The sequence below is a fragment of the Pseudomonas sp. PsB genome (assembly GCF_043658375.1).
GTDB classification, from domain to species: domain Bacteria; phylum Pseudomonadota; class Gammaproteobacteria; order Pseudomonadales; family Pseudomonadaceae; genus Aquipseudomonas; species Aquipseudomonas putida_Z.
Genome location: NZ_JBIGLU010000038.1, coordinates 16,314 through 38,555, shown reverse-complemented (window position 1 = coordinate 38,555; position 22,242 = coordinate 16,314). Strand labels below are relative to the sequence as shown.

At 65.1% G+C, this 22,242-nt stretch carries 18 protein-coding genes; 9 read left to right on the top strand and 9 right to left on the bottom strand.

Features of this window, described 5'->3' with window-relative positions:
• Window positions 1–107: 107 nt before the first annotated feature.
• Complete coding sequence (locus ACGLHT_RS26220) at window positions 108–1,532, bottom strand: PLP-dependent aminotransferase family protein (protein WP_015269943.1); 1,425 nt, start codon at window positions 1,530–1,532, stop codon at window positions 108–110.
• A gap of 48 nt (window positions 1,533–1,580) precedes the next feature.
• Between ACGLHT_RS26220 and ACGLHT_RS26215 the strand changes: the two genes are divergently transcribed.
• The 3 genes from ACGLHT_RS26215 (at window position 1,581) to tam (ending at window position 4,304) form a co-directional block, all read left to right on the top strand.
• Window positions 1,581–1,856: a hypothetical protein gene (locus ACGLHT_RS26215; protein WP_085619209.1), complete on the top strand. Its 276-nt coding sequence runs from the start codon at window positions 1,581–1,583 to the stop codon at window positions 1,854–1,856.
• Complete coding sequence (locus ACGLHT_RS26210) at window positions 1,856–3,265, top strand: amino acid permease (protein WP_025338600.1); 1,410 nt, start codon at window positions 1,856–1,858, stop codon at window positions 3,263–3,265. The genes ACGLHT_RS26215 and ACGLHT_RS26210 overlap by 1 nt, the downstream gene beginning before the upstream one ends.
• A 262-nt stretch (window positions 3,266–3,527) precedes the next feature.
• On the top strand, window positions 3,528–4,304 hold the full coding sequence (tam, locus tag ACGLHT_RS26205) for a trans-aconitate 2-methyltransferase (protein WP_085592733.1): 777 nt from the start codon (window positions 3,528–3,530) through the stop codon (window positions 4,302–4,304).
• Here the strand turns inward: tam and ACGLHT_RS26200 are convergent.
• Entirely contained in the window at window positions 4,294–4,665 is a 372-nt protein-coding gene (locus ACGLHT_RS26200; RefSeq protein ID WP_137163572.1) for a DUF2784 domain-containing protein, read from the bottom strand. The genes tam and ACGLHT_RS26200 overlap by 11 nt on opposite strands.
• Window positions 4,666–4,806: 141 nt before the next feature.
• Window positions 4,807–5,676 carry a LysR substrate-binding domain-containing protein gene (locus ACGLHT_RS26195; protein WP_274120257.1) on the bottom strand — a complete coding sequence of 290 codons (870 nt, stop codon included), beginning with the start codon at window positions 5,674–5,676 and terminating at the stop codon, window positions 4,807–4,809.
• 243 nt (window positions 5,677–5,919) lie between these two features.
• Here ACGLHT_RS26195 and ACGLHT_RS26190 point away from each other — a divergent pair, with 243 nt between their 5' ends.
• From ACGLHT_RS26190 to ACGLHT_RS26170, 5 genes are all read left to right on the top strand, one after another.
• Window positions 5,920–7,236, top strand: coding sequence for an MFS transporter (locus tag ACGLHT_RS26190; RefSeq protein WP_085592731.1), 1,317 nt, complete (start codon window positions 5,920–5,922; stop codon window positions 7,234–7,236).
• Window positions 7,237–7,251: 15 nt separating this feature from the next.
• The gene (locus tag ACGLHT_RS26185; protein ID WP_274079510.1) at window positions 7,252–8,643 is read left to right on the top strand and encodes an FAD-dependent oxidoreductase; all 1,392 of its coding nucleotides are present in this window, start codon (window positions 7,252–7,254) and stop codon (window positions 8,641–8,643) included.
• Window positions 8,644–8,740: 97 nt separating this feature from the next.
• A complete protein-coding gene (locus ACGLHT_RS26180; protein WP_025338606.1) occupies window positions 8,741–9,451 on the top strand; it encodes a YebC/PmpR family DNA-binding transcriptional regulator in 711 nt (236 codons plus the stop codon).
• A 138-nt stretch (window positions 9,452–9,589) separates the two neighbouring features.
• On the top strand, window positions 9,590–10,534 hold the full coding sequence (locus ACGLHT_RS26175) for a LysR family transcriptional regulator (protein WP_025338607.1): 945 nt from the start codon (window positions 9,590–9,592) through the stop codon (window positions 10,532–10,534).
• 200 nt (window positions 10,535–10,734) lie between these two features.
• The gene (locus ACGLHT_RS26170) at window positions 10,735–12,147 is read left to right on the top strand and encodes a DOPA decarboxylase (protein ID WP_137163576.1); all 1,413 of its coding nucleotides are present in this window, start codon (window positions 10,735–10,737) and stop codon (window positions 12,145–12,147) included.
• A gap of 35 nt (window positions 12,148–12,182) precedes the next feature.
• On the opposite strand, the gene ACGLHT_RS26165 is transcribed toward ACGLHT_RS26170, so the two are convergent.
• Entirely contained in the window at window positions 12,183–13,556 is a 1,374-nt protein-coding gene (locus ACGLHT_RS26165) for an MFS transporter (RefSeq protein WP_025338609.1), read from the bottom strand.
• A gap of 375 nt (window positions 13,557–13,931) precedes the next feature.
• On the opposite strand from ACGLHT_RS26165, the gene quiC reads away from it, so the two are divergent.
• Window positions 13,932–15,839: a 3-dehydroshikimate dehydratase QuiC gene (gene quiC, locus ACGLHT_RS26160; protein WP_274120258.1), complete on the top strand. Its 1,908-nt coding sequence runs from the start codon at window positions 13,932–13,934 to the stop codon at window positions 15,837–15,839.
• Window positions 15,840–15,983: 144 nt separating this feature from the next.
• Here quiC and ACGLHT_RS26155 read toward each other — a convergent pair whose 3' ends face one another.
• From ACGLHT_RS26155 to ACGLHT_RS26135, 5 genes are all read right to left on the bottom strand, one after another.
• On the bottom strand, window positions 15,984–16,652 hold the full coding sequence (locus ACGLHT_RS26155) for a bifunctional 2-polyprenyl-6-hydroxyphenol methylase/3-demethylubiquinol 3-O-methyltransferase UbiG (protein WP_274120259.1): 669 nt from the start codon (window positions 16,650–16,652) through the stop codon (window positions 15,984–15,986).
• Window positions 16,653–16,697: 45 nt separating this feature from the next.
• On the bottom strand, window positions 16,698–17,561 hold the full coding sequence (locus ACGLHT_RS26150; protein ID WP_137163578.1) for a sensor domain-containing diguanylate cyclase: 864 nt from the start codon (window positions 17,559–17,561) through the stop codon (window positions 16,698–16,700).
• A gap of 217 nt (window positions 17,562–17,778) precedes the next feature.
• Window positions 17,779–19,107 (bottom strand): TolC family outer membrane protein, encoded by a 1,329-nt coding sequence (locus ACGLHT_RS26145; RefSeq protein WP_137163579.1) that lies wholly within the window; start codon window positions 19,105–19,107, stop codon window positions 17,779–17,781.
• A gap of 1 nt (window position 19,108) precedes the next feature.
• A complete protein-coding gene (locus ACGLHT_RS26140; protein ID WP_054572805.1) occupies window positions 19,109–20,449 on the bottom strand; it encodes an HlyD family type I secretion periplasmic adaptor subunit in 1,341 nt (446 codons plus the stop codon).
• Window positions 20,450–20,455: 6 nt separating this feature from the next.
• On the bottom strand, window positions 20,456–22,192 hold the full coding sequence (locus ACGLHT_RS26135; protein ID WP_274120260.1) for a type I secretion system permease/ATPase: 1,737 nt from the start codon (window positions 22,190–22,192) through the stop codon (window positions 20,456–20,458).
• Between the last annotated feature and the right edge of the window lie 50 nt (window positions 22,193–22,242).

Sequence of the window (22,242 nt, the reverse complement as noted above, 5' to 3'; positions counted from 1 at the left end):
ACTGGCCCGAAACAGATGTAGGAGCAGCCTTGTGCTGCGAAGCGCCGCGCGGGCGGCGCTCGATCTCATAGGCGCTGAAGGTGTTGTGGCGAACACCCCGCAATCCGTTACACCCCACCCCGGCGCACATGCTTCACCAACACCTTCTCCAGCAACTCCCACATCGCCGGCTCGGTACTGAACGCCACGTTGAACCGCATCCACCCGGTCGCCTTGGCATCGACCATGAACAACTGCCCGGGCCCGAGCATGATGCCTTTCTCCAACGCATCATCCAGCAACGCCGCGCTGTCCGGAATCGCCGGGTGGCGGGTCCAGATATACATCCCTTCATCCGACTCGATGAACAGCTCGAAGCCCAACCGATGCAGATGCCGGCCAACTTCCTGGTGCGCCTCGGCCAAACGCTGGCGCAGGCGCTTGAGGTGCTTGCGCCAACGCCCGTCGATGATCGCGGCATACACCACGCGCTCCATCACCTGCGAAGTGGTCAGGCCAGAGCGCATCTTCAGGTGCAGCAGCTTCTGCATCAGCTCGGGGTTGGCCAGCATGTAGCCGACCCGCACATTGGGCGAAATGCTCTTGGAGTAGCTGCCCACGTACACCACCTGCTGCAGGTGGTCCAGGCTGGCCAGGCACGGCTGCGGCTCGGCGACCATGTCGGCGTACAGGTTGTTCTCCACCAGGCGGAAGCCGTGCTGGCTGGCCAGTTGCAGCAGGCGGTGCAGCTGCGGCAGCGGCGTGCGCGAGCAGGTCGGGCTGTGCAGGTGCGGCTGGGTGAAGAATGCAGTGGGGCGGTGATGGGTGAGCAACTGTTCCAGCTGGTTCAGGTCGTAGCCGGCCGGTGTGCGCGGCACGCCGACCAGGGTCGCGCCCTGGGTGCGCAGGATGCTCATCAGGTTGGGGTAGCCGGGGTCGTCCACCAGCACAACGTCGCCCGGGCGCACCAGGGTGCGCGCGGCCAGGTCCAGGGCCTGGCTGGCGCCATGGGTAAGCATCAGCTGCGCCGGGTTGGCGACGATAGACAGTTCCTGCTGCAGGTTCTGTGCGGTCAGTGCTCGCAGTTCCATCAGGCCCATGGGGTCGCCGTAGCCCGACAGCTCCAGCGGGCTGCCGGCCACCTGGCGCAGGCCGCGGCGCAGGCCGTCTTCGTACATCCAGTCGTTGGGCAGCCAGCCGCAGCCAGGCTTGAACGGCAGCTGGCGGATTTCGAAGATCTGCTGCAGGTACCACTCGGAGTTGAACGTTGGTCGACTGGTGTCGGCCTCGGCGTTGTGCGGGTCGAGCAATTCGCCCGCCGCGCGGTTGACGAAGAACCCCGCATTGCCCCGGCTCACCAGCAGGCCCTGGGCGACCAGACGGTCGTAGGCCTCGACCACGGTGAAGGTGCTCACCGAATAGCTCGCGGCAAAGGCGCGGATCGAGGGGACCTTGGCGCCTGGCTTGAGGGTCTGGTTGTCGATCAACTCGCGCAGCCCGTCGATGATCTGGTTCACCAGCGGGGTCGAGGAGTCTGGATGTAATTCGAACATTCGGGGCCTTCAGGGTGCGTATCGCCCGGCGCTTGCAAGGTGTATTGCATGGGCGACCTGTACAGTGCAGTGCGAGTTTCATGCCACTGTGCATGGCTCTCTGCGTCGGACATTTTTACATTAGGTGTCAGATATCGCCACCTAAAGCATGTTCAGTTCGCCCCAGGCGCCTGCCCTGGGGCGCGTCAGCAGGCCGCCATGGAAGGCCTGCGTGTGTTCGCTCACACCATCCTGCGCGCATTAGCACTGATGTACGTGAAACCGCCAGCCATCGGGGTTTCACAGTTTTCCTTGGATAAAAAGAAGCACGGGGTACACAACTGATGGACGCAACATCCACAACCACCACCGCGAAAAGCGGGCACGAGAGCAAGCTCAGTGCCTCGCTCAAGTCGCGCCACCTGACGATGATGTCGATCGCCGGGGTTATCGGCGGCGCCTTGTTCGTCGGTTCCGGCAGCGTGATTCACAGCGCCGGCCCAGCCGCTGTGCTGGCCTACCTGGCAGGCGGCATCCTGGTGGTACTGATCATGCGCATGCTGGGTGAAATGGCGACTTCCTCGCCAGACACCGGTTCGTTCTCCACCTACGCCGATCGCGCCATCGGCCGTTGGGCCGGTTTCACCATCGGCTGGCTGTACTGGTGGTACTGGGTCATCCTCATGGCCTGGGAAGCTTATGTGGCGGGCAAGATCCTGCATGGTTTCTTCCCCGACGTCAGCGTCAACGTGTTCGTGCTGGCCACGACCCTGTTGCTGATCACCGTCAACTTCTTCAACGTCAAGCACTACGGCGAGTTCGAGTTCTGGTTCGCCTTGATCAAGGTGATCGCGATCGTCTGCTTCCTGATCGTGTGTACCGCTGCCGTGCTGAACATCTGGCAGTTCGGTGAAGTACGTGGCATCAGCCACCTCACCGCCGAAGGCTTCATGCCCAATGGCATCACCACCGTGATTGGTGCCTTGCTCGGGGTGATGTTCGCCTTCCTCGGCGCGGAAATCGTCACCATCGCCGCTTCCGAAGCCAAGGACCCGGCCGCGCAGATCGTCAAGGCGACCAACTCGGTGGTCTGGCGTGTGTGCCTGTTCTACGTGGGTTCGATCTTCCTGATCGTCTGCCTGGTACCGTGGAACGACCCGCACCTGGGCGTTTCCGGCTACGGCGCCTACCGCCGCACCCTGGAGCTGTTGGGCGTGCCGTATGCCGAGCTGCTGATGAACTTCGTGGTGCTGACCTCGGTGAGCAGCTGCCTGATCTCGGGCCACTACACCGCTTCGCGCATGCTGTTCTCCCTGGCCCAGCGTGGCGACGCGCCGTCGTTCTTCAAGATCACCCGCGCCGGCACCGGTGTACCGGTGTACGCGATCATGGGTTCGTGCGCCGTGGCCGTGGTGTGTGCGCTGATCAACTTCAGCGAGACCCTGCGCCCGAAAGACGTGCTGGAAACCCTGATGAACACCACCGGCATGATTGCCCTGCTGGTGTACCTGGTGATTGCCTTCTCGCAGCTGCGCATGCGCCGCAAGCTGATTGCCGAAGGCAAGGAAGTACGCCTGAAGATGTGGCTGTTCCCATGGCTGACCTACCTGGTGATCGCGTTCATCGTGGCCGCCCTGGTAACCATGGCCTTCATGCCTGACTACCAGATCCTGGTGATCTCCACCGGTATCGCCGCGGCAATCGTGGTGGCGATGGGTGTGGTGCATCAGATCCGCACTGGCAAGCAGCACTAAGCGTCACTCGCTTCTCGAAACGGCCGGCTCCCTCAGGGACCCGGCCGTTTTGCGTTGTTGGGCCAGTTCCGGCTTGTGCGACGTTGTAGGAGCGGCCTTGTGTCGCGATCGGGCCGCAAAGCGGCCCCAGATTTCTCGATTGCTGCGACTATCGCTGGGGCCGCCTTGCGGCCCGATCGCGACACAAGGCCGCTCCTACAGGGATCGCGTAGCCCGTTACATGGCATATGCTGAACACATTGCCCGCCCAAAGGAGCTTCACATGGCCTGGTCCGCCACCCAGTATTCGCTGTTCGAAGACGAGCGTACCCGCGCCGTGCGCGATCTGCTCGCCGCTGTGCCACCACGCCCGGTACGCCACGCCACCGACTTGGGCTGTGGCCCTGGCAATTCCACCGAGGTGCTGCTGCAACGTTACCCGGATGCCCAGGTGACGGCCCTGGACAGTGACCCGGACATGATCGAAAAGGCCCGCGAACGTAAACGGCTGTGCATCCCCCGGGTGCGCACTGTCGTCGGTGACATTGCCGGCTGGTCCGCCCCCGAGCCGCAGGACCTGATCCTGGCCAATGCCTCGCTGCAATGGGTACCCGACCACGCCTCGCTGTACCCGCATCTGGTGCGCCAGCTGAGCGAAGGTGCCAGCCTGGCTGTGCAGACCCCGGACAACCTCGACGAGCCGGCCCACCGGCAGCTGCGCGAAATCGCCAGCCAGGGCCCCTGGGCGGCGAAGTTCGCTGATTTCCAGCTGCCGCCGCGGCACAGCGCGGCGTTCTACTACGACCTGCTCAGCCCGCTGTGCGCGCGGGTGGATGTGTGGCGCACCACCTACCACCACCCGTTGGCCGGTGGCGCGGAAGCCGTGGTGGAATGGTTCAAGGGTTCGGCCTTGCGTCCGTACCTGGGGCGGTTGGAGGAGCAGGAGCAGGCGGATTTCCTGCAGATGTATCTGCAGGCGATGCAGCGCGACTACCCGCCGGCCACCGATGGCAAGGTGCTGTTGCCGTTCCCGCGGCTGTTCGTGATCGCTACCCGCTAGGGCGGCGCCAGCGCCAGGCCACGTAGCTGTAGATGCCGAGGTTGAGCAGCAGCACAAAAGTGCCCAGCAGCAGCTGGATGTGCGGTGTCAGCCCGGCGGGGTAGATCAACGGCCAGATGTAGTGCTCGACGAAGCCGCCCTGGTAGCCTGCGTCACCAGCCGCGTTGCGCATGCGGTTTTCCCAGGTGGTCAGCGGGCAGCCCAGGTGCAGGCATTCCACCGCCAGGCCCCAGGCCAGCGCCGGCAGGTGCAGCAGCAGGGCAGGGCGCCAACGCAGTACCAGCAGGCCGCCGAACAGCACCAGCAGGATGAAGAGCAGGTGCAGCAGGACCAGGGTGTCGGCGGCAAGGCGGTAGAGCATGGGTTGTGTGCCGAGGGTTGAGGTTATCCCAGCATAGTTGGGTTGCCTGTACCGGCCTCTTCGCAGCACAAGGCTGCTCCTACAGGGGGATGCGATAATTCTGTAGGAGCAGCCTTGTGCTGCGAAGAGGCCGGCACAGGCTTACAACCCTTCCTCAACCATCTGCAGGAAGGTCGCCACCACCCGCCGCGTGCGCTGCTCGCTCAGGCACACCAGTGTCTCGGTCAGGTGCCGCTGGCAATCGACGATCGGCAAGGCGCACACCCGCGCATCCGCACCAAACTCCGCCGCCGACACCACCCCCACACCAATCCCCACCACCACCGCTTCCCGCGCCGCTTCCCGGCCTTCCACCTGGATCGCCGGGCGAATCCGCAGCCCGGCTCGTTGCATTTCTTCTTCCAGCGTCTGCCGCGTCACCGACCCGGGCTCGCGCAGTACCAGCGGCGTATCGTCCAGGTCCGCCAGGCTGATCGCGCCGCGGCTGGCCCATGGGTGCTGGTGCGAGACAAACGCCACCATCGGGTCGCGGCGCAGCGGCAGGCAGTGCAGCCGCTCATCGTCGACGTCCCGCCCCAGCAGGGCCAGCTCGGCCTGGTAGCTGAACAGCCGGGCCAGCGACTCGTCGGTGTTGCCGGTCTCGATTTTCACCTGGATGCCCGGGTAGCGCTGGCAGAAGCGGGCGATCTGCGGCAGCACGTGCACCGGCGCATCCACCGCCAGCACCAGGCTGCCGGTGTGCAGCGCACGCGAATCCTGCAGCAGTTCATGGGCTTCGGCCTCGCAGGCGAACAGGCGCTGGCTGATGCCCAGCAGGCGCTCGCCGAGGTCGGTGAGCTGCACCGAACGCTTGTTGCGGTGGAACAGCAAGACGCCGAAGCGCTCCTCCAGTTTGCGCACCTGGTCCGACACCGCAGGCTGGGTAAGAAACAGCTTTTCGGCGGCGCGGGTAAAGCTGCCGTGAACGGCCACGGCATGGAAGGCCTTGAGTTGTGCGTGGGAAACCGACATGACGACCTCAGTAACAAGCTGGGCTTATGTGTGAAATACGATAAATCGATTTTATTTATCTTAGCGCAACTGTTTCCATGCATGTCAGCCCGACGCTGGTACCACAAGTGCCGCCAGGGCCATGGCACCCACACGGCGCCATCTGACCCGATGACAGCCTCGTCATCGCTGTGCGTAACACAAGAACAAGACAGGCGTTTCTTCACATTCTGCCGGCACACTCAAGCAAGAGGTCAGACTTACATGAATCAATCCCTAGCCGCGTTCAAACGCTGGCGTATCCAGATTTTCGCCATTACCTGGCTGGCCTACGCCGCCTTCTACTTCACCCGCAAGGCCTTCTCGGTGGCCAAGCTGGGCATCGGTGAAGACCCCAACTTCATGCTCGACAAGGCCGCCATGGCCAACCTCGACGCCATCTACCTGGCCGCCTACGCCGTGGGCCAGTTCACCTGGGGCATGCTTGCCGACCGCTTTGGCCCACGCGTGGTGGTGCTCGGCGGCCTGCTGATTTCTGCTGCTGCGGCGGTGGTGATGGGCAGTTACGCCACCTTCCCGATCTTCGCCACCTGCATGCTGGTGCAGGGCCTGGCGCAATCCACCGGCTGGGCCGGGTTGTGCAAGAACATCGGCAGCTTCTTCCCGGCGTCGCAGCGTGGGCGGGTGCTGGGCCTGTGGAGTTCCTGCTATGCCTTCGGCGGCCTGGTGGCCTCACCGTTCGCCGGCTGGTGGGCCTATACCCTGGTCGGTACCTGGCACGCGGCGTTCTTCTCCAGTGCCGCGGTGGTGGCGCTGGTGGCCGTGCTGTTCTTCTTCCTGCAGCGCAACAAGCCTGAAGACGTCGGCCTGCCGGCGGTGGAGCCCGAGCCACAAAGCATGGCCCCGGCCGGCAACCTGTGCAGCGTGTGGGCGCCGCTGAAGGAGATCATGCGCAACCGCACGGTGCTGACCCTGGGGCTGGCGTACTTCCTGTTGAAGCCGGCGCGCTACGCCATCCTGCTGTGGGGGCCGGTGATCGTCTTCGAGCAGATGCCCTCGGTGGGCAAGGTGGGGGCAGCGATCATCCCGACAGCCTTCGAACTGGCCGGGCTGCTCGGCCCGATCATCATCGGCCTGGCCTCCGACAAGCTGTTCGGCGCCCGGCGCATGCCGGCCTGTGTCATCAGCCTGGTGTTGCTGACCGTGGCGTTGGCGGCGTTCATGGCGGCCATGCACACCGGCAGCGTGATCCTGGTGGTGGCCCTGCTGTTCGTCATGGGCCTGACCCTGTACGGGCCGGACTCGATGATCAGCGGCGCTGCGGCCATCGACTTCGGCACTGCCAAGGCCGGCGCCACCGCAGCAGGCTTCGTCAACGGCTGTGGCTCGGTGGGAGCGGTGCTGGGCGGGCTGCTGCCGGGGTACTTCGATGGTGTCACGGTGTTCATCGTGTTCGCCGGCTGCGCGCTGTTCTCGGCGCTGGTGCTGCTGCCGCACTGGAACAGCCGCCCGGCCAGCGCTGCGCAAAGCACTGACGTGGCCCCGAATACCAGCATGGCAATCAAGCCACTGCGTACCTGAAAGGAAAGCGAGCGAATGAGACCCTTCTGGCTGCAACAGGCCCTGGATTCGGCGCAAGAGGCGGTGTGCCCACCGCTGCAAGGCGATGCCCGTTGCGATGTGTGCATCGTCGGCGGCGGCTATACCGGCCTGTGGACCGCGCTGATGCTCAAGGAAGCGGTGCCGGCCCTGGATATCGTGCTGATCGAGGCCGATATCTGCGGTGCCGGTGCCAGTGGCCGCAATGGTGGCTGTGCGTTGTCCTGGTCGGCCAAGTACTTCACCCTCGAGCGGCTGTTCGGGGTGGCCGAGGCGGTGCGCCTGGTGCGTGAGTCCGAGCGCAGCATCGGTGAGATCGGCGCGTTCTGCGCGGCCAATGGCATCGATTGCGACTACCGCCTGGACGGCACGCTGTACACCGCCACCAACACCGCGCAGGTCGGCGCCACCGACGCGGTGATCGCCGCGCTGGAGCAAAAGGGCATCAATTCGTTTCGCCGCCTGCCGCTGCAGCAGGTGCAGCGCCTGGCGGGTTCGGCGCGGCACCTGGAAGGCTGGTTCTCGCCGGCCGCGGCCACGGTGCAGCCGGGCAAGCTGGTGCGCGGCCTGCGCCGGGTGGCCTTGCAGCGCGGCGTGCGCATCCATGAGGGCACCGCCATGACCGGCCTGGAGCACGGCGCCCCGGTGCAGGTGCGCACGGCCCATGGCACGGTGCGCGCCGACCGCGTGGTATTGGGCCTGAATGCCTGGATGGCGCGGGCTTTCCCACAGTTCGAGCGCAGCGTGGCGATTGTTTCCAGCGACATGGTGATCACCGAACCTTGCCCCGAGTTGTTGCACCAGGTCGGCCTGGACAGCGGCATCAGCGTGCTCGATTCGCGGATATTCGTGCATTACTACCACAACACCTCCGATGGTCGGCTGATGCTCGGCAAGGGCGGCAATACCTTCGCCTATGGCGGGCACATCCTGCCGGTGTTCGACCAGCCGTCGCCGTACCGGCCGCTGCTGCGTGAAAGCCTGGGCGGGTTTTTCCCGGCGCTGGCCGAGGTGCCGCTGGCGGCGAGCTGGAACGGGCCGTCCGACCGCTCGGTCACCGGTTTGCCGTTCTTTGGCCGGCTGGACGGGCAGGGCAACGTGTTCTACGGCTTTGGTTACTCCGGCAGCGGCGTCGGGCCGTGCCACATGGGCGGGCAGATTCTGTCGTCGCTGGCGCTGGGGCTGGACAACCCATGGACCCGTTCGCCGCTGGTCAAGGGGCCGCTGGGACTGTTCCCGCCCGAGCCGATCCGCTACCTGGGTTCGCTGATGGTGCGCAATGCCATCCGCCGCAAGGAGCGGGCCGAGGACCGTGGGCAGCGGCCGCGGAGGCTGGATGTGCGGTTGGCGCGGTTTGCCGCGGCGGCGGGCAAGGCCGATAAAGGCTGATGAGATTTCTTGTCGAACACAGGCCGGAGGGCGTATAAACTGCACCCACTTTTGGCCGGTCGCTTCCTGAACCGGCCGCTGAAACAAGAGAGTCGACATGGGCGCACAGTGGAAAGCCAAACATAAAGAAGCCGCGGCCAACGCCAAAGGCAAGATCATGGGCAAGCTGTCCAAAGAGATCCAGATCGCCGCCAAGTCCGGCGCCGACCCGGACATGAACCCACGCCTGCGCCTGGCCATCGAGCAGGCCAAGAAGGCCTCGATGACCCGCGAGACCCTGGAACGCGCAATCCGCAAGGGCGCGGGCCTGGACGGCGATGCCGTGCAGTACTCGGCGGTAAGCTACGAAGGTTTCGCCCCGCACCAGGTACCGCTGATCGTCGAGTGCCTGACCGACAACGTCAACCGCACCGTCGCGCAAATCCGCGTGCTGTTCCGCAAGGGCCAGCTGGGTGCCAGTGGTTCGGTGGCCTGGGATTTCAACCACGTCGGCCTGATCGAAGCCACCCCGAGCGGCGACGCCGACCCGGAAATGGCGGCCATCGAAGCCGGTGCCCAGGACTTCGAGGAAGGCGACGAAGAGGGTTCGACCCTATTCATCACCGACACCACCGACCTGGACGCGGTGCAGAAGGCCCTGCCGGACCATGGCTTCACCGTGACCTCGGCGAAGATCGGCTACACCCCGAAGAACCCGGTGAGCGCGGCAACCCTGAGTGCCGAGGCGCTGGCCGAGGTGGAAGCGTTCCTCGAAGCCATCGACGAGAACGATGACGTGCAGAACGTTTATGTTGGTCTGACTGACTGATCTGCTTCTCTGGGGCCGCTTTGCGGCCCATCGCGACACAAGGCCGCTCCTGCAGGGGAACGCATGACCCATGTAGGAGCGGCCTTGTGTCGCGAAACGAGGGCAAAGCCCTCGCCAGCGGTCTGGAGCCGAACCCCGATGAACCCCGCTTTCGCCTCCCTCAGCCTCGCCCACCTGCGCACCCTCGACCACCTGCTGCAGCTGAAGAACCTCAGCCACGCCGCCGAGCGCCTGGGCGTCAGCCAGTCCGCCCTCAGCCGCCAGTTGGCCCACCTGCGCGAAGCCTTCGACGACCCCTTGCTGGTACGCCAAGGCCGCGGTTACGTGCTCAGCGAACACGCCGAAGCCCTGGTCGAACCCCTGCGCCAGGTTCTCGAAGAGCTGCACGCCCTGCGCCAGCCCGCGGTGTTCGACCCGGCGCGCTGCGAGCGGCGTTTCTGCCTGGCCGCTTCGGACTACGTGGCCGAGCACATGCTGCCGCTGCTGGTGGCGGCGCTGGAGCGCGAAGCGCCGGGTGTATCGCTGGAGTACCGCACCTGGCAGGCCGGCCAGTACGCCTTGCTGGCCAGCGGCGAGATCGACCTGGCCACCACCTTGTTCGACGAGTCGCCACCCAACCTGCACGGGCGGCTGTTGGGTGAGGACCGCGCGGTGTGCCTGATGCGCCACGACCACCCGCTGGCCGCCCGTGGCGCGCTCAGCCAGGCCGACTACCTGGCGCACAAGCATGTGCGTATTTCCGGTGGAGGCGACAAGGACAGCTTCATCGACCGCCACTTGCGCGCCCAGGGCCTGCAACGGCGGGTCAGTTTGGAAGTGCCGTTCTTCTCTGCCACCGTGCAGGTGATCGCCAACAGCCAGGCGCTGGCCACCGTGCCCGAGCACATCGCCCGGCAGCTGTGCCGCCTGCATGACCTGGCCTGGCGGCCGCTGGGCTTCATCGACCACAGCCAGCGCTACTGGGTGGTGTGGCACCAGCGCCTGCAGGCCTCGGCCGAACACCGCTGGTTGCGCAACCGGGTGTTCGAGTTGTGGCGCCAGTCGCAGTTTGGCGTGCAGGGCGGGCATGCGGGTTTGCCATAGCAGGTATGCGTGAGGCGGGGTTATTCACTTCGGGATAGGTGCCTAGACTGGGGCATTGTGTTGCCTGTACCGGCCTCTTCGCGGGCACGCCCGCTCCCACAGGTACTGCATCGCTCTCAAGCCTGGTGCAATACCTGTGGGAGCGGGCGTGCCCGCGAAGAGGCCAGCACAGGCAGCGAAAAACCCACAGGAGACCCCAGGTGACCCCCGAACAATTCCGCCAGTACGGCCACCAACTGATCGACCTGATCGCCGACTACCGCCAGACCGTCGGCGAGCGCCCGGTCATGGCCCAGGTCGAGCCCGGCTATCTCAAGGCCGCCTTGCCCGCTCAGGCCCCCCGGCAAGGCGAACCTTTCGCTGCGATCCTCGACGACGTCAACCAGTTGGTCATGCCCGGCCTGTCCCATTGGCAGCACCCGGACTTCTACGGCTACTTCCCCTCCAACGGCACCCTGTCGTCGGTCCTCGGTGACTTCCTCAGCACTGGCCTGGGCGTGCTGGGCCTGTCGTGGCAGTCCAGCCCGGCCCTGAGCGAGCTGGAGGAAACCACCCTCGACTGGCTGCGTCAGTTGCTGGGCCTGTCTGACCAATGGAGCGGGGTGATCCAGGACACCGCATCCACCAGTACCCTGGTGGCGCTGATCTGCGCGCGGGAACGCGCCAGCGACTACGCACTGGTACGCGGCGGCCTGCAAGCCCAGGCCAGGCCGCTGATCGTCTATGTCAGCGCCCATGCCCACAGCTCGGTGGACAAGGCCGCATTGCTCGCCGGTTTTGGCCGCGACAACATCCGCCTGATCCCGACCGACGAACGCTATGCCCTGCGTCCGGAAGCACTGCAGGCGGCGATCGAGCAGGACCTGGCCGCCGGCAACCAGCCCTGCGCCGTGGTCGCGACCACCGGCACCACCGCCACCACGGCCCTCGACCCGCTGCGGCCGATCGGCGAGATCGCCCAGGCCCATGGCCTGTGGCTGCACGTGGACTCGGCCATGGCCGGCTCGGCGATGATCCTGCCGGAGTGCCGCTGGATGTGGGACGGCATCGAGCTGGCCGATTCGCTGGTGGTCAACGCGCACAAGTGGCTGGGTGTGGCCTTCGATTGCTCGATCTACTATGTGCGTGACCCGCAGCACCTGATCCGGGTGATGAGCACCAACCCCAGCTACCTGCAGTCGGCGGTGGATGGCGAGGTGAAGAACCTGCGTGACTGGGGTATCCCGCTGGGCCGCCGGTTCCGCGCGTTGAAGCTTTGGTTCATGCTGCGCAGCGAGGGGGTCGAGGCGTTGCAGGCACGGCTGCGGCGTGACCTGGACAATGCCCAGTGGCTGGCCGGGCAAATCGGCGCGGCGGCGGAGTGGGAGGTGCTGGCGCCGGTGCAGTTGCAGACGTTGTGCATTCGCCATCGGCCTGCGGGGCTGGAAGGGGAGGCGCTGGATGCGCATACCAAGGGCTGGGCCGAACGGCTGAACGCGTCCGGGGATGCCTATGTGACGCCGGCGACGCTGGATGGACGGTGGATGGTGCGGGTGTCGATTGGCGCATTGCCGACCGAGCGAGAGCATGTCGAACAGCTCTGGGCGCGCCTGCAGGAAGTGGTCAAGGGCTGAAACTGCCGGGGCCGCGTTGCAGCCCCTGCAATCTGTCAGTGGCTCACTGCCTGAAAGCTCCCTTTACGGCTAGCCTCATACGCGGTCTTGTCCATCGGCTTGGCATCGGGGTTGCCAAGGTCTTCCATCGCCAGGCGATGGGTTTCCGGGGCGATGTACGCTGCCAGGGCACACACGCAGGTGATGAAGAACGCCAGGCCACCGACCACCAGCGGAATGTTGTCCGAACCAGGCGGGGCTACCAGGGCGAACAGCGCCGGCAGCATGGCGGTCAGCATGGTGCCGATGTTCTGCGCGATGGCCATGGCCGAAACACGGTAGCGGGTGTGGAACAGCTCTGGGTAGAAGCTTGGGAACACCGCGTTGTAACCCTGGTACACCATGCCCCACATGACGATGGAAGAGGCGAACGCCAGCGGTACGTTCTGGATGCTGATCGCATACAGGTAGACGAAAGCCAGCAGGCCCGAGCCCAGGCAACCGGCGATCATGGTCGGGCGACGGCCGATCTTGTCGGACAGATTGCCGACAAATGGAATCACCAGCACCGCGACGATGTTGCCGACTACCGGAATCCACAGGTACACGCTCTTGTCGAAGCCGATGCCATAGGCTGGCTGCACCGCGTAGGCCGCACCGAAGATGGTGGCGACTACCGGGATCACGTTCATCAGGGCCATGAACATCACCAGCACCATGTGCTTCCAGCTGTGGCGGAAGGCTTCGCTGATCGGCGACTTGGCGACTTTGTCCTGCTTCTCTTCCTTCACGAACGCCGGGGTTTCGTGCACTTCCTTGCGAATGATGAAGCCGGCGATCAGCACGATGGCGCTCATCAGGAATGGAATGCGCCAGCCCCAGTCGTTGAAGGCTTCGCTGGGCATGAAGTAGGCCAGTGGCAGGAACACTGCCGCCGCCAACACCTGGCCAGCCTGCACGCCTTGCAGGGTGAAGCTGGCGTAGTAGCCCCGTCGACCGAACGGTGCGTGCTCCATGATCATCGAACTGGCACCGGAGATTTCCCCGGCCACGGCAAAGCCCTGGATCAGGCGCAGCACCACCAGCAAGGCCGGGGCGAGCAGGCCGATGTCGTGGTAGGTGGGCAGCAGGCCCACGGCCATGGTCGACAGGCCCATCAGGAACATGCACAGCAGCAGTACGTTCTTGCGGCCGCGGGTGTCACCCCAGTGGCCCAGCACGAAGGCGCCGACCGGGCGCGCCAGGTAACCCACGCCGTAGGTGGCCAGCGAGGCAATGATGGCCATTTTCGGGTCGGTGTTGGGGAAGAAGATCTGCGGGAAAATCAGCGCAGCGGCCTGGGCATAGATGAAGAAATCGTAGTACTCGAGTGCCGAGCCTATCCATCCACTGGCGGTCGCTTTCTTGGCTTGAGAGCTGGAGTGAGCCATCGTTGTCTCCGTTGTTATTGTTGTTTGCACAGGTTCCGCCGGAGATTCGCCAAGGCAGGAGGCGAGGGTCGGTGTGCCTGCGTCTGTGGTTCATGTTGACCACGGGCCAGTGGACTGGCAATTCGCTAAAACCGGTTTTGTGCGATAATCGAACGCAAAACTAACCATTCCGTACAAAGAGATTGAAGCGACGACTTTACCTGCGAATAATCGATCGTGCCAGGAACTGTGGTCCTGATTTTCCAGGTCTGGCCCAATCGCCGGCAAGCCAGCTCCCACAAGGTATGCGCCAATCCTGTGGGAGCTGGCTTGCCGGCGATTGGGCCGGTACAGGCAGCCCTGGCCTCAACCCTCTAACAACAAGGAACTCCCGCCATGCAGCGTTCGATCGCTACCGTGTCCTTGAGCGGCACCCTGCCGGAAAAGCTCGAAGCCATCGCCGCCGCCGGTTTTGACGGCGTCGAGATCTTCGAAAACGACCTGCTCTATTACGCCGGCAGCCCGCGCCAGGTACGGCAGATGTGCGCCGACCTGGGTATTGCCATCACCCTGTTCCAGCCGTTCCGCGATTTCGAGGGCTGCCGCCGCGACCGCCTGCAGAAAAACCTAGACCGCGCCGAGCGCAAGTTCGACCTGATGCAGGAACTGGGCACCGACCTGGTGCTGGTATGCAGCAACGTCCAGGCCGATGCGCTGGGCGAAGAGCAATTGCTGGTCGACGACCTGCGCCTGCTGGCCGAGCACGCTGGCAAACGCGGCCTGCGCATTGGCTACGAAGCCTTGGCCTGGGGCCGCCACGTCAACACCTACCAGCAAGTCTGGAACCTGGTGCGCCAGGCCGACCACCCGGCCCTCGGGGTGATCCTCGACAGCTTCCACACCTTGTCGCTCAAGGGCGATCCGAGCGCGATCCGCGATATCCCCGGCGACAAGATCTTCTTCGTGCAAATGGCCGACGCGCCGATCCTGGCCATGGATGTGCTGGAGTGGAGCCGCCACTTCCGCTGCTTCCCGGGGCAGGGCGAGATGGACATGGCCGGTTTCCTGGCGCCAATCCTTGCCACCGGCTACCGCGGGCCGCTGTCGCTGGAAATCTTCAACGACGGCTTCCGCGCCGCACCGCCCCGGCAGAATGCCGCCGACGGCCTGCGTTCGCTGCTGTACCTCGAAGAGCACACCCGCCTGCGCCTGGAGCAGGAAGGTATTTCGATCGAGCCCGGTGTGCTGTTCACCCCACCGGCGGCCAGTGCCTATGACGGCGTGGAGTTCCTCGAATTCGCAGTCGACGAAGCCGTTGGCGCGCGCCTGGGCAGCTGGCTGAAGCGCCTGGGCTTTGCCGATGCCGGCAAGCACCGCAGCAAAGAGGTGCAGTTGCTGCGCCAGGGCGATATCAACATTGTGCTGAACGCCGAACCCTATTCCTTCGGCCACAACTTCTTCGAGGCCCACGGGCCGTCGCTGTGCGCCACCGCGCTGCGGGTCAAGGACCAGCAAGCCGCCCTGAAGCGCGCCACCGCCTTCCGTGGCCAGCCGTTCCGTGGCCTGGTCGGGCCCAACGAGTGCGAAGTGCCGGCGGTACGAGCGCCAGATGGCAGCCTGCTGTACCTGGTGGAGCAGGGCACTGCCGGCCAGACCCTGTACGACACCGACTTCAGCCTGGACAAGAATGCCACGGCCACCGGCGGCCTGCGCCGTATCGACCACATGGCCCTGGCCCTGCCGGCCGAGTCGCTGGACAGCTGGGTGCTGTTCTACAAGAGCCTGTTCGATTTCGCTGCCGACGACGAAGTGGTGCTGCCGGACCCTTATGGCCTGGTCAAGAGCCGCGCCCTGCGCAGCCAGTGCGGCACCCTGCGCCTGCCGCTGAACATCTCGGAAAACCGCAACACCGCCATCGCCCATGCGCTGTCCAGCTACCGTGGCTCGGGCGTGCACCACATCGCTTTCGATTGCGACGACATCTTCCGCGAAGTGGCGCGGGCCAAACTGGCTGGGGTACCGCTGCTGGAGATCCCGCTGAACTACTACGACGACCTGGCGGCGCGTTTCGATTTCGACGACGAGTTCCTCAGCGAACTGGCGTACTACAACGTGTTGTACGACCGCGATGCCCAGGGCGGCGAGCTGTTCCACGTGTACACCGAGCCGTTCGAAGAGCGTTTCTTCTTCGAGATCATCCAGCGCAAGGGAGGGTACGCCGGTTACGGTGCGGCCAACGTTGCGGTGCGCCTGGCAGCCATGGCCAAGGCCCGCAGCGGGGCGGCGCGCAAGCCGGTCCTCTGAGCCCGGCGCGGTCCCTGTAGGAGCGGCCTTGTGTCGCGATGGGCCGCAAGGCGGCCCCAGGATTTCAGCAGCACCGCATGAATCTTGGGGCCGCTTTGCGGCCCATCGCGACACAAGGCCGCTCCTACACCGACCGCGTATGCTTCAAGGGCGTTCGGCCACCAACAGCAGCGACTGCGGCAGCGCACTCTGCGGGTGCTGTGGCTCCTGCAGGCTGACCAGCCGCAACCCCGCCATGTCCAGCGCGTTCAGCCAGCTGGCCAGGGTACGGAAGTACCAGGGCATCACCTGCCAATCCCCGGCGAACCCGGCAAACGCCTCCTCCCGCCAGCCATCCTGGTAATCCCCATCCGCCACGCTCCACGGGTGCAGGGTCTGGATCACCAGCGCACCGCCGGGCGCCAGCAACGCATTCATCGCCGCCAGCAGCGGGATGATGTCCTGCTGCAACAGGGCGAAGTTGGCACAGATCAGGTCATAGTCCTTGCCAACATAGGCCTGCCCGGCGGCCAGCTGTGCATAGCTGGCCAGGTGCACCTCGGCGGAGCCTGCAGCACGCGCGGCATCCACCAGCGCCCGGTCTCCATCCACACCTACCGCCTCGACACCCCGGTCGGCCAGCGCGCGCAGTAGCCAGCCTTCACCACAGCCCAGGTCGAGCACCCGTTCGGGCTGGCGGCCAAGAATGGCCAGCAGGATGGCCTGGTCGGTGACCTGGCGACGGCTGTCGATACTGCCGCTGCGCACCGCATCGATCCAGGCCTGGGCGTTGTGCTGCCAGCTGTCGAGCAAGGCGTCTTCAGGGTTGCGCATGGTCATCTCCGTCGTGCTCGTTTCCGCTGGCGGCCGCCAAAGCGCTCAGCCGGCTGCAGCGCGCTGTCGCTTGATCCGGTACATATCGCCGTCAGCATGGCGCAGCAGCATGTCGGCATCGTTGCCGTCCTCGGGGAAACGGGCCACGCCAATGCTGCAGGATGGCGCGTCGATGCCCGCAAACTCGGCGCCGAGTGGCTCGGCCATGGCGGCCAGGATGCGTGCCACCTGCTCGGCGATGGCCTCTGGCGACACGTAGTCGGTCAGCAGCACGGTGAACTCGTCACCACCCATCCGCGCCACTGTATCGGTCGCACCTACGCAGCCTTCCAGGCGCCGCGCCAGGGTGCACAGCACCCGGTCACCCACGCTGTGGCCGTGGTTGTCGTTGATGTCCTTGAAGTCATTGATATCGATGAACAGCAACGCCAGCGGGTGGTTGTGGTGCCGGGCCGCGGCAAGGGCTGCGTCCAGCCGGTCATTGAACATGGCCCGGTTGGCCAGGCGGGTGAGTGGGTCATGGTGGGCCAGGAAGCGCAGTTCCTCCTCGGCCTGGCGTTGGGCGGTGACATCCCGCGCCACACCGATGCGGGCATCGGCCTCATCGGACCAGCAGGCGGCCCACAGGATATGCACGATACCGCCATCCTTGCGGATGTAGCGGTTGCGGAAGTCGTAGTGGGATTGGCCGTTCATCACCCGGACGATCGATGCGCGGGTGATCGCCAGGTCGTCAGGGTGCATGTAGTCGGTGATCGGGGTGCCGATCAGTTCGCAGGCCCGGTAGCCCAGCAGCGCCTCGCAGGCATCGCTGACGAAAACGATCTGGTTGTCCCGGTCGACCACGAACACCGTGTCCAGCATCAGGTGGATCAGCCTGGGGTATAACGCTTGGAGGTCTACGGGCATGGGGCAGGGCGTCCGCGGCGGGGTGACCGATCATAGCCTGAAGAGGAGAGGCGCAGCTATGGGGGCAGCGAGGGTTGTACGGTTCGTTGTAGGAGCGGCCTTGTGTCGCGATCGGGCCGCAAAGCGGCCCCGGCAATTTGTCCTGCGTAGCTGAAATCCGGGGGCCGCTCCGCGGCCCGATCGCGACACAAGGCCGCTCCTACAAGGGCCGTTGCCATCAGTTACTCACCACCAGTTCCGGCCCGAGGTAATCGTTGATCTGCTGGATATCGTCATCCCCCAGGCTGCCCACCGACGATGCCAGGCGCAGCCGCGACATCAGGTAGTTCAGCTTCGCCTCGAACAGGTCATGCCGGGCGTCAAACAGCAACTCCTCGGCATTGAGCACATCCGAGTTGGTGCTGGTGCCGCCTTCCCTGAAACCCTTGCGGGCCGAAAGCAGCGAGCGTTCGTTGGACGCTACGGCCTTTTCCAGCGCCTGAATGCGCAAGGCGCCACTCTGCACGCCGCGGTACTCGCGGGTGGTGCCGGAAATCACTTCCTCGCGCGTGGCGTCCAGTTCATCCAGGGCCTTGGAACTGTTGGCGCTGGCCTGGCGGGTGAGGGCGCTGGTGCTGCCGCCGCTGTACAACGGAATGTTCAGCTCCAGCCCGATCGAGCTGTAGTGGTTGCGCTGGTTCAGTTCGGAGATCGACTGGCTGCTGCCGGCGGTATAGCCCGCCACGAAATCCAGGGTCGGCCAGTGCCCGGCGCGGGCGCGTTTCACTTCTTCTTCGGCCAGCTCGTAGTTGTGCCGGCGCGCATGGATCAACGGGCTGTCGGCCTGGGCCTTGACCAGCCAGTCCTGCAGGTTGCCCGGCATCAGCGGCGGTGTGTTGAAGCCCGGCTGCAAGGTGGTCAGCGACTCCGGCGTTTCACCGATGTATTCCTCCAGCTTGCGGCGGGCGTTGACCAGGTTGTCCTGGGCCTCGATCAGGTCGGCCTCGGCCAGGTCGCGACGGGCTATCGACTCGTCGATGTCGGTGATGGTGCCGGCGCCCAGCTCCATGCGCCGCTTTGCCGACGCCAGCTGCTCTTCGAAGGCATTCAGCTTGGCCTTGGCCAGGGTGATGGTTTCGCTGGCCAGGAGCACGTCGAAGTAGGCATCGGCCAGGCGCACCGCAGCGTCCTGGGTCTTGGCATCGAACACCGCCACGCTGTAGTCGGCACGTTGCTGGCCCTGATGGTATTCGGCCATCTTCTGCTTGTTGAACAGCGGTTGGCGCAACCGCACGTTGGCACCCTTGGAGTCATAGTCCAGGTCGTTGTCCCGTCCACTCTGACGCTGGCTGCCATTGACCTTGTTGAAGTAACCCACAGCGTTGATCTGCGGCAGCAGGCCGGCCTGGCCGATGGCGCGGTTCTCGCTGCCGGCTTCTTTCTCGTGCACCGCGGCGCGGTAGATCGGGCCCTGGTACTGCAGCAGGTCCCAGGCTTGCTTCAGGTCCATGGCACTGGCCTGTACGGACAACCCCAACAGGCACAACATCAGGCACGGGCGATTCATGTCATTGCTCCTTGAACGAGGCGTCCACGCGTTCGAGCATCGGCTTGAGCAGGTAGCTGAGCAGGTTGCGCTCGCCGGTCTTGATGGTGACGGTGGCCGGCATACCGGGGCGGATATGGTTGCTGCCCAGCAGGGCCATGCCGTCCTGCGTCACTTCCACCTGGGCCAGGTAGTACGGCTGCTTGCTTTCTTCGTCCATCAGGCGGTCGGCGGAGATGGTCTTGACCCGCCCCGGGATATTCGGCGTCTTCGCATGGTTGAAGGCCGGGAAGGCCAGGTCCACGTCCAGGCCCGGCACCATCTTGTCGATGGCCTGCACCGGGATCATCGCGTCGACCTGCAACGGCTGGTCGAGCGGTACCACCTCCATGATCTTGGCCCCTGGCTGGATGATGCCGCCGACCGTGGCGATGCTCAGGGCCTGGACCATGCCGTCGATCGGCGAGCGGATCACCGTATGGGTCACTTCGTAGTCCAGCGCGCGCAGGCGATCGGCCAGGGTGGTGTTCTCCTTGGCGGTATCGGTCAGCTGTGATTCCACTTCCTTGAGGTAGTCGTGCTGGCGTTGCAGGATGCGCAGCTTGATCTCGGTGGCCTGGCTGCGCGCCCGGGCAATGTTGTTGAGGTTTTCGGCCTGGCCGGCGGACAGGTCGGCATTGTTGCGCTCCAGCTCCAGCAGGCGGTTGCGTGGTACATAGCCTTCGGCGGCGAGCACGCGTGTGCCTTGCAGTTCCTGGTTGAGGAAGCCGATCTGCGAGGCGCGGGCGCCGTACACCTGCTGCAGGCCCTTGAGCTGCACCGCCGTGGCAGCCAGGTTTTCCTCGAGGATGCTCAGTTCGCCAGCCAGGCCCGCGCGGCGGGTGTCCAGCAGGCGCTGTTGCAGGTCCATGGCTGCCAGCAGGCGCGGGTCGCCGCCGTAGTGCTTGAGCAGGGCAGGGTCGAAGGTGACCTGGTCGCGGCCATCGCGCTCGGCTTCCAGGCGGTTCTCCACGGTCTTGCTGACGATGTACTGGGCACTGACCGCACCCTGTTCGGCCACCGCGCGCAGGGCGTCCAGGCGTACCACCTCCTGGCCTTTCTTCACAACATCGCCTTCACGCACCAGGATCGCCTCGACCGTGCCACCGGTCAGGTGCTGCACGGCCTTGCGGTTGCTGCTGACCTTTACGGTACCGGTGGCGACCACACCGGCATCCAGCGGCGCCAGGCCCGACCACAGCAGGAAACCGCCAAAGCCGGCGACGACCAGCCACACGCCCCAGCGTGCCGGCCGATGAATGTCCAGGTCGATCTCGTTGCGAGCCTCGGCGGGAATCAACTCGGTGTGTTGGGTCATCTGCATGATCGGTCACTCCCGTACTTTTACCGACGCCAGCGGCGCAGCGGTCGCCGTCGGGATCACGCTGGCCTTGCGCAGCGCCGCGAACACTTCGTCGCGGCTGCCGAGCATGTGCACGGCACCGTCACGCAGCATCAGCACCTTGTCGACCGCGCACAGCACATTGGGCCGGTGGGAAATCAGGATTACCGTGGCCCCGCGCGCCTTGAGTTCGGCCAACGCATCGACCAACGCCTTTTCGCCAACGTCATCGAGGTTGGCGTTGGGCTCGTCCAGCACCACCAGGTTCGGCTCGCCATACAGCGCGCGGGCCAGTGCGATGCGTTGCTTCTGGCCACCGGACAGCGGGCTGCCGTCGGCTGCCAGACGGGTGTCGTAGCCCTGCGGGAAGCGCAGGATCATGTCGTGCACACCGCTGCTGCGGGCAGCGCGGATCACCGCTTCGCTGTCCACTTCGGCAAAGCGTGCGATGTTTTCGGCGATGGTGCCCTCGAACAACTCCACGTCCTGCGGCAGGTAGCCGAGCCAGGGGCCGAGTTCGGCCTTGTTCCAGGTGAAGATGTCGGCGCCGTCCAGGCGCACCTTGCCGGCCTGGGTCGGCCACACGCCTACCAGTAGGCGGGCGAGGGTGGATTTGCCCGAAGCCGACGGGCCGATGATGCCCAGGCTTTCACCCGGGACCAGGCTGAAGCTGACCCCGCGCACGATGCTGGTGCTGGTGCCGGGAGCACCGGCGACCACGTTTTCCACGGCCAGCATGCCCATTGGCCGTTGCAGCGACATGCTTGGTGGCCGCTGCGGGTAGTCGTGCAGCAGGTCGTTGAGCCGGCCCCAGGCGGAACGGCTGCCTTGTAGTTGCTTCCACGCGGCGATCACCTGTTCTACCGGGGCCAGGGCGCGGCCGGTGAGGATCGAGCAGGCAATCATCATGCCGGGGGTGATCTTGCCTTCGATCGCCAGCAGTGCGCCGGCACCGAGGATCACCGATTGCAAGGTAATGCGCACGAAGCGCCCGGTGCTACTGATGATCGCCGCGCGGTCGGAGGCCAGGGTCTGCATCTGCAGGATGCGCAAATGGCCCTGAAACCAGCGCTTGCCGATCGCTGGCAGCATGCCCATGGCTTCGATCACTTCGGCGTTGCGCAGGTTGTTGTTGGCGTAGCTGGCCGAGGACAGTGCCGCCTGGTTGGCCTCGGCCAAGGGTTTTTGCGTGGCCTTCTCGGTTAGGTAGGCCAGGCCCACCAGGATCAGCGAACCGATCAACGTCACCAGCCCCAGCAGTGGGTGGATCAGGTAGCAGACCAGCAGGTAGATCGGCGTCCACGGGGCATCGAAGAAGGCGAACAGGCCGTTGCCGGTGAGAAACTGCCGTACCTGGGTCAGGTCCTGCAAGGCCTGGGCCGGGTTGCCGCCGGCGCGGCTCAGGTTGCGTTCGAAGGCAGCGCTGAAGATGCGTCGGTTCAGATCCATGTCGAGGAAGTTGCCGACCCGGATCAGTACGCGGGTGCGGACCATCTCCAGGGCCGACATCAGCATGAACAGGCCGATCACCAGCAAGGTGAGCATGGTCAGGGTGGTGACGTTGCGGCTGACCAGGGCGCGGTCGTACACCTGCAACATATAAATAGCTGGCGTCAACATCATGACGTTAATGACGCCGCTGAAGGCGGCCAGGGCAAAAAAGCTGCGGCGCAGGCGGAACAGCACGTCGGCCAGCTCGGAACGAGTGCGTGGTGGCTTGTGCATCGGGGCCTCCCTTTATCACAAACGGGAAGCCCTTGCGGCGGCCCGTACAG